General features: G+C 69.5%; 12 protein-coding genes. All 12 read left to right on the top strand.

Features of this window, described 5'->3' with window-relative positions:
* Positions 1 to 123: 123 nt before the first annotated feature.
* The 12 genes from B2515_RS07160 (at position 124) to B2515_RS07105 (ending at position 15,281) form a co-directional block, all read left to right on the top strand.
* Positions 124 to 594, top strand: a complete 471-nt coding sequence (locus B2515_RS07160; protein ID WP_293875253.1) for a MarR family winged helix-turn-helix transcriptional regulator — start codon at positions 124 to 126, stop codon at positions 592 to 594.
* Entirely contained in the window at positions 591 to 1,994 is a 1,404-nt protein-coding gene (locus B2515_RS07155) for an efflux transporter outer membrane subunit (protein WP_293875251.1), read from the top strand. Before B2515_RS07160 ends, B2515_RS07155 begins: the two co-directional genes overlap by 4 nt.
* Positions 1,991 to 3,157, top strand: coding sequence for an efflux RND transporter periplasmic adaptor subunit (locus tag B2515_RS07150; protein WP_293875249.1), 1,167 nt, complete (start codon positions 1,991 to 1,993; stop codon positions 3,155 to 3,157). Before B2515_RS07155 ends, B2515_RS07150 begins: the two co-directional genes overlap by 4 nt.
* 124 nt (positions 3,158 to 3,281) lie before the next feature.
* The gene (locus tag B2515_RS07145) at positions 3,282 to 4,814 is read left to right on the top strand and encodes a DHA2 family efflux MFS transporter permease subunit (protein WP_293875247.1); all 1,533 of its coding nucleotides are present in this window, start codon (positions 3,282 to 3,284) and stop codon (positions 4,812 to 4,814) included.
* 191 nt (positions 4,815 to 5,005) lie between these two features.
* Positions 5,006 to 5,716, top strand: coding sequence for a response regulator (locus B2515_RS07140; protein WP_293875245.1), 711 nt, complete (start codon positions 5,006 to 5,008; stop codon positions 5,714 to 5,716).
* A gap of 28 nt (positions 5,717 to 5,744) precedes the next feature.
* Positions 5,745 to 7,055 carry an ATP-binding protein gene (locus B2515_RS07135; RefSeq protein ID WP_293875243.1) on the top strand — a complete coding sequence of 437 codons (1,311 nt, stop codon included), beginning with the start codon at positions 5,745 to 5,747 and terminating at the stop codon, positions 7,053 to 7,055.
* A gap of 144 nt (positions 7,056 to 7,199) precedes the next feature.
* Positions 7,200 to 8,723: a SulP family inorganic anion transporter gene (locus B2515_RS07130; protein ID WP_293875241.1), complete on the top strand. Its 1,524-nt coding sequence runs from the start codon at positions 7,200 to 7,202 to the stop codon at positions 8,721 to 8,723.
* Positions 8,724 to 8,886: 163 nt separating this feature from the next.
* The gene (locus B2515_RS07125) at positions 8,887 to 9,735 is read left to right on the top strand and encodes a TorF family putative porin (RefSeq protein WP_293875239.1); all 849 of its coding nucleotides are present in this window, start codon (positions 8,887 to 8,889) and stop codon (positions 9,733 to 9,735) included.
* A gap of 136 nt (positions 9,736 to 9,871) precedes the next feature.
* Positions 9,872 to 10,984, top strand: a complete 1,113-nt coding sequence (locus tag B2515_RS07120) for a glycosidase (protein WP_293875237.1) — start codon at positions 9,872 to 9,874, stop codon at positions 10,982 to 10,984.
* Positions 10,981 to 12,573 (top strand): alpha-amylase family glycosyl hydrolase, encoded by a 1,593-nt coding sequence (locus tag B2515_RS07115; RefSeq protein WP_293875235.1) that lies wholly within the window; start codon positions 10,981 to 10,983, stop codon positions 12,571 to 12,573. The genes B2515_RS07120 and B2515_RS07115 overlap by 4 nt, the downstream gene beginning before the upstream one ends.
* A 9-nt stretch (positions 12,574 to 12,582) precedes the next feature.
* Positions 12,583 to 13,590 (top strand): glycosyltransferase family 4 protein, encoded by a 1,008-nt coding sequence (locus B2515_RS07110; protein WP_293875233.1) that lies wholly within the window; start codon positions 12,583 to 12,585, stop codon positions 13,588 to 13,590.
* Positions 13,591 to 13,622: 32 nt separating this feature from the next.
* Entirely contained in the window at positions 13,623 to 15,281 is a 1,659-nt protein-coding gene (locus B2515_RS07105) for an MFS transporter (protein ID WP_293875231.1), read from the top strand.

Genomic DNA, 15,281 nt, shown 5'->3' with positions numbered 1-15,281 from the left:
GTCGAGAGTCCTGCAAGTCCAGACCACCCGCCTAACGCCCGGCGCCTAAGAAGCCGTTAGCGATGGCCAGCAACATTGCGCAACACTATTGACTGCCGAGGCAACCATTGCCATGGCAACCACATGCCGTTCTATACCGACTCGAACTTCCACCCCGAAAATTCGATCGGCTATCTGATCCGCCGGTCGGAGCAGCTCGGCACCGTCGCGCTCGAACCGGTGTTCGCCGCGCACGACATCACCAAGACGCAGTGGAGCGCGCTCGTCGCGCTGCATTTCGATCGCGCCTCGACCTGTGCGGAGATCGCCCGCGACCTCGGCCACGACAAGGGCGCGACGACGCGGCTGGTCGATACGCTGGAGGAGCGCGGCTGGGTGACCCGCACGCGCGAGGACGGCGATCGCCGGATGGTCCGCGTCGCCCTGACGCCGTCGGGCGACGCGATCGCCGCGAGGGTCCGCGACGCGGTCATCGCCATCTGGAACGACTGGCTGGGCGACTGGCCGGCGGCGGACGTCACCGACCTGATCCGCCTGCTCGGCCGATTGCGCGACACCCTGCAACAGACTCCGGACGAAGGCGGACCCGCGTGACGATAGCGAAACTTTCCCCATTGGCGGTGCTGCTGCTCAGCGCCTGCGCCGTGCCGCACAGCCCGCCGGCGGTGGCGCCGGTCGCGCCCGCGACGCTCGGCCTCACCGGCCCCGCCACGCCCGCCATCGCCGACCGATGGTGGACCGGCTTCGGCGACGCGCAGCTCGACCGTCTCGTCACCGATGCCACCGCGGGCAACCCGACGCTCGCCGCCGCGCTCGCCCGCGTGGCGCAGGCGCAGGCGGTGCTCGCCGGCCGCGACGCCGCCAACGGCCCCGACCTGACGCTCGACGGATCGGCGCAGGTCGCGCGTCTGTCGGGTCGCTACACCATCCCGCCGCCCTTCGCCGGCTCGGTCCGCTTCGTCGGGCAGGCGCAGGCCAACCTCAACTGGAACCTCGACCTGTTCGGCCGGCAGAAGGCCGCGATCGAGGGCGCCCGCGCCTCGACGCAGGCGGCGGCGCTCGACCTCGCCGCCGCGCGCCTCGCCATCGCCGGATCGGTCGTCCAGACCTATATCGACCTCGCCCGCGCCGAGACGGAGGCCGGGATCGCCCGCCGCACCATCGAGACGCGGCAGGATTCGCTGCGGCTGGTCAACATCCGGATCCGCAACCGCCTCGCCAGCAACCTGCAGGCCACCGCCGCGCAGACATTGCTCGCGCAGGCGCAGACCGCGCTGGTCCGGGCCGAGGGCACGCGCGCGCTGGCGACCAACGCACTCGCCGCACTCGCCGGTCGCGGTCCCGAATATGCCGCGGCGATCCGTCCCGCCACGCTGAACGTCGACGCCGCGCTGCCGCTGCCCGCGCAGGTGCCCGCCGACCTGCTCGCGCGCCGGCCCGACATCGCCGCCGGCCTTGCCCGCATCGATGCCGCCGCCGCCGGGCGGCAGGTCGCGCGCCGCGCTTTCTATCCCAACGTCAACCTCGCCGCGCTGGCGGGCTTCCAGGCGGTCGGGCTCGGCAATCTGTTCAGCCTCGACGCCGGCACCGCCGGCGCCGGTCCCGCGATCCATCTGCCGCTGTTCGACAACGGCCGGCTGAAGGCCGATCTTGCCGGCGCCACCGCCGCGCTCGACCTCGCCACGGCCGACTATAACGACCGCGTCGTCGGCGCGGTCCGCGAGGCGGCGGACGCGATCGCAATGATCGGCAACCTCGCGCAGCAGCGCGCGCGCACCGCAGAGGTCGTCCGCGGCTTCGGCGAGACCAACCGCCTCAACGCGATCCGCGTCGCCAGCGGCCTCGATAGCAAGCTCGATCTCGTCGACAACGACGTCCGCCTGCTCGACGCCGAGCTCGCCCAGGCCAATCTCGCCGCCGAAGCGGCCCGCCAGCGCGTCGCGCTGGTGCTGGCGCTCGGTGGCGGCTTCATCCCGCAGGAACCCCGCCGATGACCGATACACAAGCCCCCGCGCCGCAACCCGAGGCGGAAGGCGGCAAGCCGCGCGCCCGCCGCCGCGGCTTCCTGATCCTCGGCCTCGTCGTCGCGATCGGGCTGATCGTCTGGGCGGTCTTCCACTTCCTGCTCGCCAAGCCCGAACAGGAAACGGACGACGCCTATGTCGCCGGCGACGTCGTCGCGATCACCGCGCGCGATCCCGGCCAGATCACCGCGATCCACGCCGACAACACGCAGACGGTGAAGGCCGGCGCACCGCTGCTCGACCTCGATCCCGCGACGGCGGACGTCGCGCTCGCCTCGGCCGAGGCGGAACTCGCCCGCGCCGTCCGCGCCACCCGCGCCGACATCGGCAAGGTGTCGGAAAGCGGCGCCGCGGTCGTCCAGGCGCGCGCGCAGCTCGCCGCCGCCACCGCCGACTATGCCCGCCGCCAGGGTGCCGCGGCGCAGGGCGCGATCTCCGGCGAGGAACTCGCGCATGCCGCCGATGCGGTGAAGGTCGCGCGCGCCAACCTCAACCTCGCGCTCAGCCAGCAGACGCAGTCGCGCTCGGCGGTGCAGGGGACGGACACCAGCACCAACCCCGCCGTGCTCGCCGCCGCCGCCGCCTATCGCCGCGCCGCGATCACGCGCAGCCACATGCACATCGTCGCGCCGATCGACGGCGTCGTCGCGCAGCGCACCGTCCAGCTCGGCCAGCAGGTCGCACCCGGCACGCCGCTGATGGCGGTGGTGCCGCTCGACAAGGTGTGGGTCGACGCCAATTTCCGCGAAACCCAGCTCAAGGACCTGCGCATCGGCCAGCCCGCGACGATCACCGCCGACATGTACGGCGAAGACGTGGTGTTCCACGGCCGGGTGATCGGCGTCGGCGCCGGCTCGGGCAACGCCTTCGCCTTGCTGCCGCCGCAGAACGCCTCCGGCAACTGGATCAAGATCGTCCAGCGCGTGCCGGTGCGCATCGGCCTCGACCCGCGCGAACTCGCACGCAATCCGCTGCGCGTCGGCCTGTCGGTCAATGCGACGGTCGATACCGCCGACCTCGGCGGCCAGCGCCTCGGCCGCGCCGCGACCCAGGCCTATGGCCGCAAGCCCACCGACGGCAGCGACCCCGCGGTCGAGGCCCGCATCCGCCAGATCATCGCCGCCAACCGCTGATGATCGTGCTGCTGTCCTCACCCGTCGCCGGCTACGCCGTCTTTTCGCTCTCCCGGCGGGAGAGGGAGGGAGGCGCGCAGCGCCGGAAGGGTGAGGGCAGCACGCTCCGTTGGGACAAACGCTGATGCCCGCCCAACCCGCCCCCCTCACCGGCGGCAAGCTCGCGCTGATCGCCTTCGCGCTCGCGCTCGGCACGTTCATGATGGTGCTCGACACCACCATCGCCAACGTGTCGCTGACGACGATCGCGGGCAACCTCGGCGTATCGAGCGACAATTCGACGTGGATCATCACCGCCTTCGCCGTCGCGAACGGCGTCGCGGTGCCGCTGACCGGCTGGCTGATGGGCCGGTTCGGCGTCGTGCGCACCTTCTGCACCGCGGTCGCGCTGTTCACGCTCGCCTCCTTCCTGTGCGGGATCGCGTGGAGCCTGCAATCGCTGATCGTCTTCCGCATCATCCAGGGCGCGGTGTCCGGCCCGATGATGCCGGGCAGCCAGGCGCTGCTGATCTCCGTCTTTCCCGCCGACAAGCGCAGCACCGCCCTCGGCGTCTGGTCGATGACCACGCTGGTCGGCCCGGTGATGGGGCCGATCCTCGGCGGCTACATCAGCGACAATTACCATTGGAGCTGGATCTTCCTCATCAACGTGCCCTTCGGCATCTTCACCGCGCTCGTCTGCTGGCGCGGGCTCAAGACGCGGGAGACGCCGACGCGCAAGCTGCCGATCGACACCGTCGGGCTGGGGCTGCTCGTCGTCTGGGTCGGCGCGCTCCAGATCATGCTCGATCTCGGCAAGAACGCCGACTGGTTCAACGACACCACGATCTGCGTCATGGCGGTGGTCGCCGCGATCGGCTTCGTCGCCTGGGTGATCTGGGAACTGACCGACGCCAATCCGGCGGTCGACCTCAGCCTGTTCAAGAGCCGCAATTTCGCGATCGGCAACATCGCCTTCTGCCTCGGCTATGCGGTGTTCTTCGCCAACATCCTGATCCTGCCGCTCTGGCTGCAGACGCAGGTCGGCTATACCGCGACCTGGGCGGGCCTGATCGCCGCGCCGAGCGGCATCGTCGCGGTGTTCCTGTCGCCGCTCGCGGCACGGTTGTCGGGCAAGGTCGATGCGCGCATCCTCGCCACCATCGCCTTCCTCGCCTTTGCGACCTCCTATTACATGCGCTCGGGGTATACGACGAGCGCGAGTTCGTGGGACTTCATGCTGCCGCTTCTCGTGCAGGGCATCGCGATGAGCATCTTCTTCCTGTCGATGCTGACCATCTCGCTCGACGGCATCCCGCCGCAGCGGCTGCCCTCGGCAACTGGCATCTCCAACTTCGCGCGCATCGTCGCGGGTTCGTTCGCCGCCTCGATCATCACCACCGCCTGGGACCGGCGCGAGGCGCTGCACCAGAGCCGCCTGTCGGAGGTGGTGGGTCAGGGCATGCCGCTGCGGATGGCGAGCGAGGCGTTGCAGGGCATGGGCGCGACCTCGACGCAGGCCGCGGCGGCGATCACCCGCCAAATGGTCGGCCAGGCCTATCTGCTCGCCTCGACCGACCTGTTCCGCGTCTCGGCATGGGTGTGCGCGGCGCTGATCGTGATCGTCTGGTTCACCCGCCGGCCCAAAGGCGGCCACGGTCCGGTCGCGGCGGACTGATTCGGGCAGGGATCTTCGGCCAGGGTTGTTCGGACGGGTTCGGCAGGAGCCGCCTTCCTCGGTCAAAGGAGCGAAGACGACCCCTGCCTTGCCCGATACGACGCCCGACCGGGGCGGGATGTTCCCGCTGCGGCCCTGTCGGCGCGGCGCGTCGGTTGACCCCGCCAGCGTCCTTGCCTACCTCTCGGGCCATGACCGCCCCCACCATCCTCCTGGTAGAGGACGATCCCGCCCTTCGGACCCTGACCACGCGCGCGTTGCAGGAAAACGGCTATCTCGTCCGCCCCGCCTCGGCCGCGCCCGAGATGTGGCTGGCGCTGGAGGCAGGCCCCGTCGACCTCATCCTGCTCGACATCATGCTGCCGGGTACCAGCGGCATCGACCTGTGCCGGACCCTCCGCCAGAAGAGCGAGGTCCCGATCATCTTCATCAGCGCCAAGGGCAGCGAAACCGACCGCGTCGTTGGCCTCGAACTCGGCGCCGACGATTACATCGCCAAGCCGTTCGGCACCCGCGAACTGATCGCCCGCATCCGCGCCGTCCTGCGCCGCGGCTCGCTGGAGCGCAGCCCGGGCGAGCGCGAGGAGGGCGTGCTGACCTTCGACGGATGGCAGGTCACGCTGCCCCGACGCGAGCTCACCTCGCCCACCGGCGCGGTCGTCGACCTCACCGGCGCCGAATTCGACCTGCTCGTCAGCCTTGCCGAACATGCCGGCCGCGTCATCGCCCGCGAACGGCTGATCGAACTGTCGCGCACCCGCCTCGGCGACAGCTCGGACCGCAGCATCGACGTGCTCATCAGCCGCCTGCGCCGCAAGCTGTCGAGCGCGGGGAAGGACGCGCCGATCATCACCGTCCGCGGCGTCGGCTACATGCTCAACATAGAGGTGACGCGCCGTTGATCGCCGGTCGCGTTCCCGCGTCCCCGGCATGAAACGCTTCCTGCGCCCGTCGATCGGCATCATCGGCCAGATCGTCGCCATTCTCCTGCTGACGATGGTCATCGAATTCGGCGTCAGCACGTTGCTCTACGAGCGTGCCAGCCAGTTCGCGGTGCGCGACGACGAGGCGCGCCGCCTCGCCGAACATCTCGTTATCGCCCGCCGCCTGATCGCCGAACAGCCGGTGTCGCGCCGCGACGACATGGCCGAGGACCTCACCACCGAACGCTATGCGCTGCACTGGCAGCAGGACCTGCCCGCGCCGCCCCCGATCGCGCCCGCGCTCGACAGCATGCGGCATCAGGTCGTGGAATGGGAACCGTCGCTCGCCGCTACCGACCTGCGCCTGAAGCTCACCTCGCCCGGGCGCAGTTCGGTCGTCACCGGCGGGCTGCAGCTGCCCGACGGCAGCTGGCTCTATTTCCGCACGCTCGAACCGCTCCACAACCTCAACCTCGCCGCCGAACGCATCCTGCTCGCGCTGATCCCGGCGCTCGCGCTGATGATCCTCGGCGGACTGCTGATCCGCCGCGCGCTGCGGCCGATGCGCCAGCTCGCCGCCGCCGCCGACAGCTTCGGCGATACCGAGCACGATCCCATTTCCGAAGCCGGCCCGCGCGAGGTGCGCCACGTCGTCGCCGCCTTCAACCGCATGGCGGCGCGCATCCAGCGGCTGATCGCCGACCGGACGCAGGCGCTCGCCGCGGTCGGCCACGATTTGCGCACCCCCCTCGCCCGGCTGCGCCTGCGCGCCGACGGCGTCGACGACGCCCCCACCCGCGCCGCGATCCAGCGCGACATCGGCGAGATGGAGGCGATGGTCACCTCGCTGCTCGCCTTCCTCGGCGGCGACAGCGATCCCGAAACGCCGGTGCTCACCGACATCGCCGTGCTCTGCGCGACGCTGATCGACGATGTCGAGGATCGCGACCTGCCCGGCGTCTACGAGGGGCCCGCGCATTGCGAGGTCACCGTCCGCCCCGTCGCGCTGAAGCGCGCGCTCGCCAATCTGGTCGAGAATGCGCTCCATTACGCCGGCAACGTCACGATCCGGCTCGACAGCGCACCCGCGGGCGTGACGATCGGCGTCGAGGACGACGGCGCCGGCATTCCCGAGGATCAGCTGCGCCGCGTGCTCGAACCCTTCGTCCGGCTCGACACCGCCCGGCCGCGCGACACGATCGGCTTCGGCCTCGGCCTGCCGATCGTCGCCCGCATCGTCGAATCGGAGGGCGGCGTGCTCACCCTGTCCAACCGCGCCCAGGGCGGCCTGCGCGCCACGATCTTCGTGCCGCGCTAGTCGCCGGGCCCGCTCCCCGCCCTGCCACCGGTTCCGCCGCGCAAACACCGGCAACACAATAAAACAATCCCGTCGCGCCGCCGCATCGTACGTCCGGTACGATCGCAGCCCGATGCGGCTGTCGCCGCTCGCGAAGGCAGCGATATGAACCAGATCCTCAGCGCCCTCAAATTGCCGTCGATGCCGGTCGTCACGCGCGACCTCACCGCATCGATCGTCGTCTTCCTCGTCGCGATGCCGCTCTGCATGGGCATCGCGGTCGCGTCCGGCGTGCCGCCCGAAAAGGGCCTCATCACCGGCATCATCGGCGGCATCGTCGTCGGCATGCTCGCGGGTTCGCCGTTGCAGGTCAGCGGCCCCGCCGCCGGCCTCGCCGTCGTCGTCTTCGAACTCGTCCGCGATCAGGGCCTGTCCGCGCTCGGCCCGATCCTGATCCTCGCCGGTGCGATCCAGGTCGTCGCCGGCATCGCCCGCCTCGGCGGCTGGTTCCGCGCGATCAGCCCAGCGGTCGTCCACGGCATGCTCGCCGGCATCGGCGTGCTGATCGTCGTCGGCCAGTTCCACGTCCTGTTCGACGCCAAGCCGCTCCCCAGCGGCCTCCAGAACCTCGCCGCCGCCCCCGGCCGCCTGCTCGGCCTGTCGGTCGATTCGATCCAGGCCGCCGAACTCGCTTTCGGCATCGGCATGCTGACGATCATCGCCATGCTCGGCTGGGAAAAGCTGCGCCCGGCGTCGATGAAGCTCGTCCCCGGCGCGCTGGTCGGCGTGCTCGCCGGCACCTTCGCCGCGCTCGCGTTCGGCCTCGACGTCGCCCGCGTCAACGTGCCGCAGTCGATCGCCTCGGCGATCACGCTGCCCGGCACCGAGCTGTTCGCCAAGTGGATGGACCCGGCGATCATCACCGCCGCGCTCGCCATCGCCTTCATCGCCAGCGCCGAGACGTTGCTCTCCGCCGCCGCGGTCGACCGCATGCACGACGGCGTCCGCACCAACTACAACAAGGAATTGCGCGCGCAGGGCATCGGCAACCTGCTGTGCGGCCTCGCCGGCGCGCTGCCGATGACCGGCGTCATCGTCCGCTCCTCCGCCAACGTGCAGGCGGGCGCGACCACCCGGATGTCGACCGTCTTCCACGGCATCTGGATCCTCGGCTTCGTCGCGCTGCTGCCCTGGCTGCTGCGCGAGATCCCGATGGCGGCGCTGGGCGCGATCCTCGTCGTCACCGGCTGGCGCCTCGTCAGCCTCAGCCATGCCCGCCACCTGCTCTCGCACTACGGCCCGCTGCCCGCCTTCATCTGGCTAGCGACGCTGGTCACCGTCGTCGCCGAGGACCTTCTGACCGGCGTGCTGGTCGGCATCGGTCTGTCGATGCTCGAGCTGGTCCCGCACATCCGTCGCCTCGGCCTCAACGTGTCGGAGGGCGAATATGCCGGCGCGCATGCGATCAACCTGTCGGGTTCGGCGACCTTCGTATCGCTGCCCAAGCTGTCCGACACGCTGGAGCGGGCGCCGGCGGGCCAGGCGGTGCGGCTCGACGTCACCAACCTGTCGACGGTCGACCATACCTGCGCCGAGCTCATCAAGGACTGGTTCCAGCGGCGTCGGGCCGCCGGCGATGCGGTCGAGCTGTTCGGGGCGCGTGGCAAGACTGCCGCACTCGCGCACTGATCGTCGGTCAGCAACGTTTCGTTACAAAAAGGCAAAGGTTTGGCCACAATGCTGCGATAGCGAATAGGCGTTCGGGAATGACTGGTGCCCCTTCACAGCCGTGAAGCGAGCGCGCCGGCGGCCCGGACGCAGGAGGGACCCTCCAACCGTTGAAAGGGGTCCCATGAAGTATCTCAGCCTGGCCGCAGCATCGCTCGCAGCCTTGATCGCCGTTCCCGCCGCCGCGCAGGAAACCGCACCACCCAAGCCGGTCACCGTCACCGGCAGCGTCGGCATCGTCTCCGACTATCGCTTCCGCGGCGTGTCGCAGAGCGACAAGCAGCTCGCCGTCCAGGGCGGCCTGACCATCGCGCACGAAAGCGGCCTCTACATCGGTACCTGGGGTTCGAACCTCGCCGGCTGGGGCACGTTCGGCGGCGCCAACATGGAACTCGACCTGATCGCGGGCTACAAGGTCCCGGTCGGCGGCGGCACGCTCGACGTCGGCGCGACCTGGTATATGTATCCGGGCGGCTTCGACAACACCGACTTCATCGAACCCTATGCCAAGCTGTCCGGCACGCTCGGACCGGTCGGCCTGACCGCCGGCGTCGCCTATGCGCCCAAGCAGGAAGCGCTCGGCGCGTGGTACGCCAACGGCACCGCCGCGGCGAACGGCGTCTATACCAAGCCCGGCGACAAGAACGACAACCTCTACGTCTGGGGCGACATCAGCAGCGCGGTGCCCAACACCGGCCTGACGCTGAAGGCACATTTCGGCTATTCGAAGGGCAATGACGGGCTCGGTCCGTTCGCGACCAGCGTCGCGCCGACCGGCGAATATGCCGACTGGCTGCTCGGTGCCGACTATGCGATCGCCGGCACGCCGCTGACCGTCGGCGTCGCCTATACCGACACCGACATCAGCAAGCGCGAATCGGCCTATCTGCAGCCGAGCTTCAGCAAGGGCCAGGACGGGGTCGGCACGATCGCCGGCGCCACCGCCGTCTTCTCGCTGACCGCGGCTTTCTGACGCAAAACGCCTCCCCGGCACGGGGAGGCGACCGGCGGGCTTCCACGACCGCGATCCGGCGTGGAAGCCCCCTCGTCCTGCCGACGCCGGCCACGGCAGGACGGAACCACGACGCGCCCGCAGCGCTACGCCCCCTATGCATGACGCGCTGATCTTCACCCCCGACCACGTCGACCTCACCCGCTCGCCGCTCCGCCGCGGCATCGCCGAGCCGACCTATGTCCTCGGCGCGTTCAATCCCGGCTTCACCCGGCTGCCCAACGGCAACCTGCTGCTGATGGTCCGCATCGCCGAGGCGCTGTCCCAACCGGTCCGCGACGATCATGCGCATGCGATCCGCTGGACGCCCGCAGGCTATGTCCTCGACGCCTGGCCGCTCGACCGGGTCGACATGACCGATCCCCGCCAGTTCGAACTGAAGGGCAGCCGCCACCGCATCCTCGCGCTCACCTCGCTCTCGTGGCTGCTCCCGGTCGAGCTCGATCCCGCCGGCGAAACCATCGTCGCGATCCATTACGACGCCGCGATCGAGCCCGCCGCCGGCTACCAATGCTATGGCGTCGAGGACGCCCGCATCACCCGCATCGGCGACCTCTGGTACATGACCACCTGCTCGGTCGGCGCCGAACGCCATTGCACCACGCTCCACACCTCGCGCGACGGGCTGCATTACCGGCTGGAGGGGATCGTCCTCGACCACCAGAACAAGGACATGATCCTGTTCGAAGGACTGGTGGGCGACCGGTTCATGGCCCTCACCCGCCCGCTGGGCGAGGTCTATTTCGCCTATCCGCCCGACAGCCCCTGGGTCGGCGGCCCCTCGATCAACTTCGCGGAATCCCCCGACGCGCTCCACTGGAAACCGCTCGACGCCCCCGGCCTGCGCGCCCGCAAGGCGTCGCGCTCGGCGATGAAGATCGGCGGCGGCACCCAGCCGATCCTTACCTCCGACGGCTGGCTGATGATCTATCACGGCGTCGAGGCGCAGGAGAGCGTCGGCATCTACCGCAGCTTCTGGGCCTTGCTCGACCGCGACGATCCCGCGCAGATCCTGCGCATTGAGGACGACGTACCGCTGCTCGAGGCGAACCCCGCGCTTACCGCCCCGATCGCGCACCAGATGTACCTGCCGACCCCGGTCGTCTTCTCGACCGGCCTCGTCGACACCGGCGACGCTTATCTCGTCGCCAGCGGCGAGGCGGATCTCGCCTGCCGCATGACCCGCCTCTCGAAGGGGCTGTTCGCATGACCGCATGGTGGCAGTCGGGCACGATCTATCAGGTCTATCCGCGCTCGTTCCAGGACAGCGACGGCGACGGCATCGGCGATCTCAGGGGGATCGAGGCGCGGCTCGATCATCTCGTCGCGCTGGGGGTCGACGCGGTCTGGATTTCGCCGATCTTCCCCTCGCCGATGCGCGACTTCGGCTATGACGTCGCCGATTATTGCGACGTCGACCCGCGCTTCGGCACGCTTGCCGATTTCGACGCCCTCCTCGCCGCCGCCCATGCCCGCGGCCTGAAGCTGCTGCTCGATTTCGTCCCCAACCACAGCTCGACCGATCATCCGTGGTTTCGGGAGAGCCGAGCGTCGCGCGACAACCCGAAACGCGACTGGTACATCTGGCGCGATCCCGCCGCAGATGGCGGCCCGCCCAACAACTGGATCAGTGACTTCGGCGGTTCGGCATGGGAATATGACGCCACCACCGGCCAATATTACTACCACGCCTTCCTGAAGGAACAGGCCGACCTCAACTGGCGCAACCCCGACCCGCGCGCCGCCATGATGGACGTGCTGCGCTTCTGGTTCGACCGCGGCGTCGACGGCTTCCGCATCGACGTGCTCTGGCACATGGTCAAGCACGAGGGCTTTCCCGATAATCCGGCCAACCCCGCCTATCGGCCGGACATGGGCGGGATGCACGCCGTCCTCCAGCTCCATTCCACCGACCAGCCCGAGGTCCACGCCATCGCCGCGGAGATGCGCGCCATCGCCGATTCCTACCCCGGCGACCGCGTCCTGATCGGCGAGATCTATCTGCCGATCGAACGGCTGATGCACTATTACGGCCTCGTCGCGCCCGAGGTGCACCTGCCCTTCAACTTCCAGCTGATCGACGCGCCGTGGCACGCGCGCGACCTCGCGCGGATGATCGCCGACTATGAAGCCGCTTTGCCCCCCGGCGGCTGGCCCAATTGGGTGCTCGGCAACCACGACCGCCCGCGCATCGCCACCCGCGTCGGGGCGGCGCAGGCGCGCGTCGCCGCGGTGCTGCTCCTCACCCTCCGCGGCACGCCGACGCTTTATTACGGCGACGAGATCGGCCTGACCGACGTCGCCATTCCGGCGGACCGGGTGCAGGACCCGCGCGAGCTGCGCGAACCCGGCCTCGGCCTCGGCCGCGATCCCGTCCGCACGCCGATGCCGTGGAACGCCAGCGCGCACGCCGGCTTCTCCACCGCCGAACCATGGCTGCCGCTCAATCCGGACTGGCCGACCCGCAACGTCGCCGCGCACAACGCCATGCTGACGCTGCACCACGACCTGCTCGCCCTGCGCCGCAAGCATGCCGCGCTCGCGATCGGCGAATTCCGCCTGATCGAGGCCGAGGGCGACGTCCTCGCCTACGAACGCACCCATGGCGACGAACGCATCGTCATCGCTCTCAACATGGGCGCGACCGAACAGACCGTCCCCCTCCCGCCCGGCGAAACGCTGCTGACCACCCTCCCTGCCTCTCACTCCTCGAGAGAGGAACAACGTCCTACCGGGACCGACCGCGCACCCTACACGCTCGCCCCGAACGAGGCTGTCATCCTCCGCGTAACCCGCTAAGCCCGTTCGATGAAAATCGCGATGCTCGCCCCCATTTCGTGGCGCACCCCGCCGCGCCACTATGGCCCGTGGGAGCTCGTCACCAGCTTGCTCACCGAAGCGCTGGTGCGGCGGGGCGTCGACGTCACGCTCTTCGCCACGCAGGACAGCCTCACCGCCGGCACCCTCGCCGCGGTCGTCCCCGCGCCCTATTCCGAAGACCCCAGCGTCGACGCCAAGGTCTGGGAATTCCGCCACCTCGCGCATCTGTTCGAGCGCGCGCAGGAATTCGACCTGATCCACAACCAGGCCGACTTCCCCGCCCATGCCTTCGCGCACCTCGTCGATACGCCGATGGTCACCACCATCCACGGCTTCTCGTCCGACCGCATCCTGCCGATGTACCAGCCCTATCAGGACCGCGTGCATTACGTCGCGATCAGCGAGGCCGACCGCTCGCCGAAACTGAACTACGCCGCGACGATCCACCATGGCATCGTCCTCGACGAATTCCCCTTCGACGCGACAGGCAGCGACGACCTCCTCTTCTTCGGCCGCATGCACCCCGACAAGGGCGCCGCCGAAGCCATCGCGGTCGCGCAGGCGACCGGCCGCGACCTCGCCATGTACGGCATCGTCCAGGATCAGGGCTATTACGAGCGCAGCGTCGTCCCCCATCTCGGCGACCGTATCAGCCACCCCGGCGCGGTCGGCGGCGACGAACGTACCGCTGCGCTCGGCAAGGCCGCCGCGCTGCTCCACCTCATCAACTTCGACGAACCCTTCGGCCTGTCGGTGATCGAGGCGATGGCCTGCGGCACCCCCGTCATCGCGATCGACCGCGGATCGATGCCCGAACTGATCGAGGACGGCGTCACCGGCTTCCTGGTCGACAGCGTCGAGGAGGCGATCGCCGCGGTCGCGCGCCTGCCGGAGATCGACCGCGCCGCCTGCCGGGCCGCCGTTGCGGAACGGTTCAGCGTCGAACGCATGGCCGATCGCTATATCGCGCTCTACGATTCGATCTTAGGCGGCTGACCGCGCGCGATATTTGCGTTTATAGGACGGCGATGCTCGCCCGGCTGCGCCGTTTCCTGTCCGAAGAACATTGGGACTTCCTGCCCCACGAGGTCCCGGCGATTCCCGGTTCGCCCGGCTCGGTGGAGCACCGGACGCGCCACCGCATCGCCTATGGCGTGATCGCGGTGCTGCTCGGGCTGACCGGCGGCTTCGGCAACGCGCTCATCTCCGCCAACACCTATACGTTGCAGGGCGCGCTGGGCCTCGACCCGGCGGAGATCGCATGGCTGCCGACGGTCTATGTGATGACCAACGTCAGCATCAACCTGCTGCTCATCAAGTTCCGCGCGCAATATGGCCTCCGGCCCTTCGCGATGATCTTCCTCAGCATCTATGCCGCGCTGACCTTCGGCCACCTGTTCGTCCGCGGCTTCGACACCGCCATCCTCGTCCGCGCCGCCAGCGGCATGGCCGGCGCCGCCGTCACCAGCCTGTGCCTCTATTACATGATGCAGGCGCTGCCGCTCAAATGGCGGCTGAAGGCGGTGGTGGTCGGCATCGGCATCCCGCAATGCGCGACGCCGCTCGCCCGGCTGTTCTCGCCCGACCTGCTCGCCATGTCGCAATGGCGCACGCTCTACCTGTTCGAACTGGGGCTGGCGTTGCTCAGCCTCGCCGCCGTCGCCTTGCTCCGCCTGCCGCCGACGACGCGGTCGAAGGCGTTCGAACGGCTCGATTTCCTCACCTTCGTCCTGTTCGCCGGCGCGATGGCACTGTTCGCCGCGGTGCTCGGGCTGGGCCGCATCGTCTGGTGGACCAATGCGCCATGGATCGGCTGGGCGCTGATCGCCGCGATCCCGATGCTCGGCGCGGCGCTCTACATCGAGCATCACCGCGTCAATCCGCTGCTCAACACCCGCTGGCTGGGCAGCGCCGATATCGTCCGCTTCACGATCGTCACGATCATGGCGCGCATCGTCCTGTCCGAACAGACCTATGCCGCGGTCGGCCTGCTCACCATTCTGGGCCAGAACAACGACCAGCTCGTGCTGTTCTTCACGATCATCTTCATCGCCTCGGTCGCCGGCGTCATCCTCAGCGCGGTGACGCTCGACGTCACCCGGCTGGCGCATCCGATCATGCTCGCGATCGGCCTCGTCGCCGTCGCCGCGTTCATCGACAGCCACGCTACCAGCCTCACGCGCGCGCCGCAGATGTACGTGACGCAGGCGCTGATCGCCTTCGCCGCCACCTACTTCCTCGGCCCCGCGCTCCTGTTCGGCATGACGCGCGCACTCCAGAAGGGCTCGGGCCACATCATCAGCTTCATCGCCCTGTTCGGCATGATAAACTCGATCGGCGGCCTCGCCGGCACCGCGCTGCTCGGCAGCTATCAGGTGATCCGGGAAAAGGCGAACAGCGCCGCGCTGGTGCAGGGCATCGACCCGACCGACCCGATCGTCGCGCAGCGGCTGGCGGCGGGCGGCGCTTCGGTGTCGCGCGTCGTCGGCGACCCCGCCTTGCGCAGCGCGGAGGGCGGCGCGATCCTGTCGCAGACCGCGACGCGCGAGGCGAACGTGCTCGCCTATGACGACGTCTTCCGCCTGATCGCGCTGCTCGCCGCGCTGACCTTCTGTTACCTCCTCTTCCTCATGATCCGCCGCGCGCGCCGGGAACGACGCGCCGCCCTCGCCGGGACCCCAGCATGA

Source organism: Sphingomonas sp. UBA978 (assembly GCF_002292295.1).
Taxonomy (GTDB): domain Bacteria; phylum Pseudomonadota; class Alphaproteobacteria; order Sphingomonadales; family Sphingomonadaceae; genus Sphingomonas.
Note: the sequence above shows the minus strand (reverse complement) of the source record. Positions and strands in the feature narration are given on the sequence as shown.

Coding starts and splice junctions, on each gene's coding strand:
- B2515_RS07150 (WP_293875249.1), top strand. CDS start 1,991: ATGACCGATACACAAGCCCCCGCGCCGCAACCCGAGGCGGAAGGCGGC.
- B2515_RS07125 (WP_293875239.1), top strand. CDS start 8,887: ATGAAGTATCTCAGCCTGGCCGCAGCATCGCTCGCAGCCTTGATCGCC.
- B2515_RS07130 (WP_293875241.1), top strand. CDS start 7,200: ATGAACCAGATCCTCAGCGCCCTCAAATTGCCGTCGATGCCGGTCGTC.
- B2515_RS07110 (WP_293875233.1), top strand. CDS start 12,583: ATGAAAATCGCGATGCTCGCCCCCATTTCGTGGCGCACCCCGCCGCGC.
- B2515_RS07115 (WP_293875235.1), top strand. CDS start 10,981: ATGACCGCATGGTGGCAGTCGGGCACGATCTATCAGGTCTATCCGCGC.
- B2515_RS07105 (WP_293875231.1), top strand. CDS start 13,623: ATGCTCGCCCGGCTGCGCCGTTTCCTGTCCGAAGAACATTGGGACTTC.
- B2515_RS07140 (WP_293875245.1), top strand. CDS start 5,006: ATGACCGCCCCCACCATCCTCCTGGTAGAGGACGATCCCGCCCTTCGG.
- B2515_RS07145 (WP_293875247.1), top strand. CDS start 3,282: ATGCCCGCCCAACCCGCCCCCCTCACCGGCGGCAAGCTCGCGCTGATC.
- B2515_RS07120 (WP_293875237.1), top strand. CDS start 9,872: ATGCATGACGCGCTGATCTTCACCCCCGACCACGTCGACCTCACCCGC.
- B2515_RS07135 (WP_293875243.1), top strand. CDS start 5,745: ATGAAACGCTTCCTGCGCCCGTCGATCGGCATCATCGGCCAGATCGTC.
- B2515_RS07160 (WP_293875253.1), top strand. CDS start 124: ATGCCGTTCTATACCGACTCGAACTTCCACCCCGAAAATTCGATCGGC.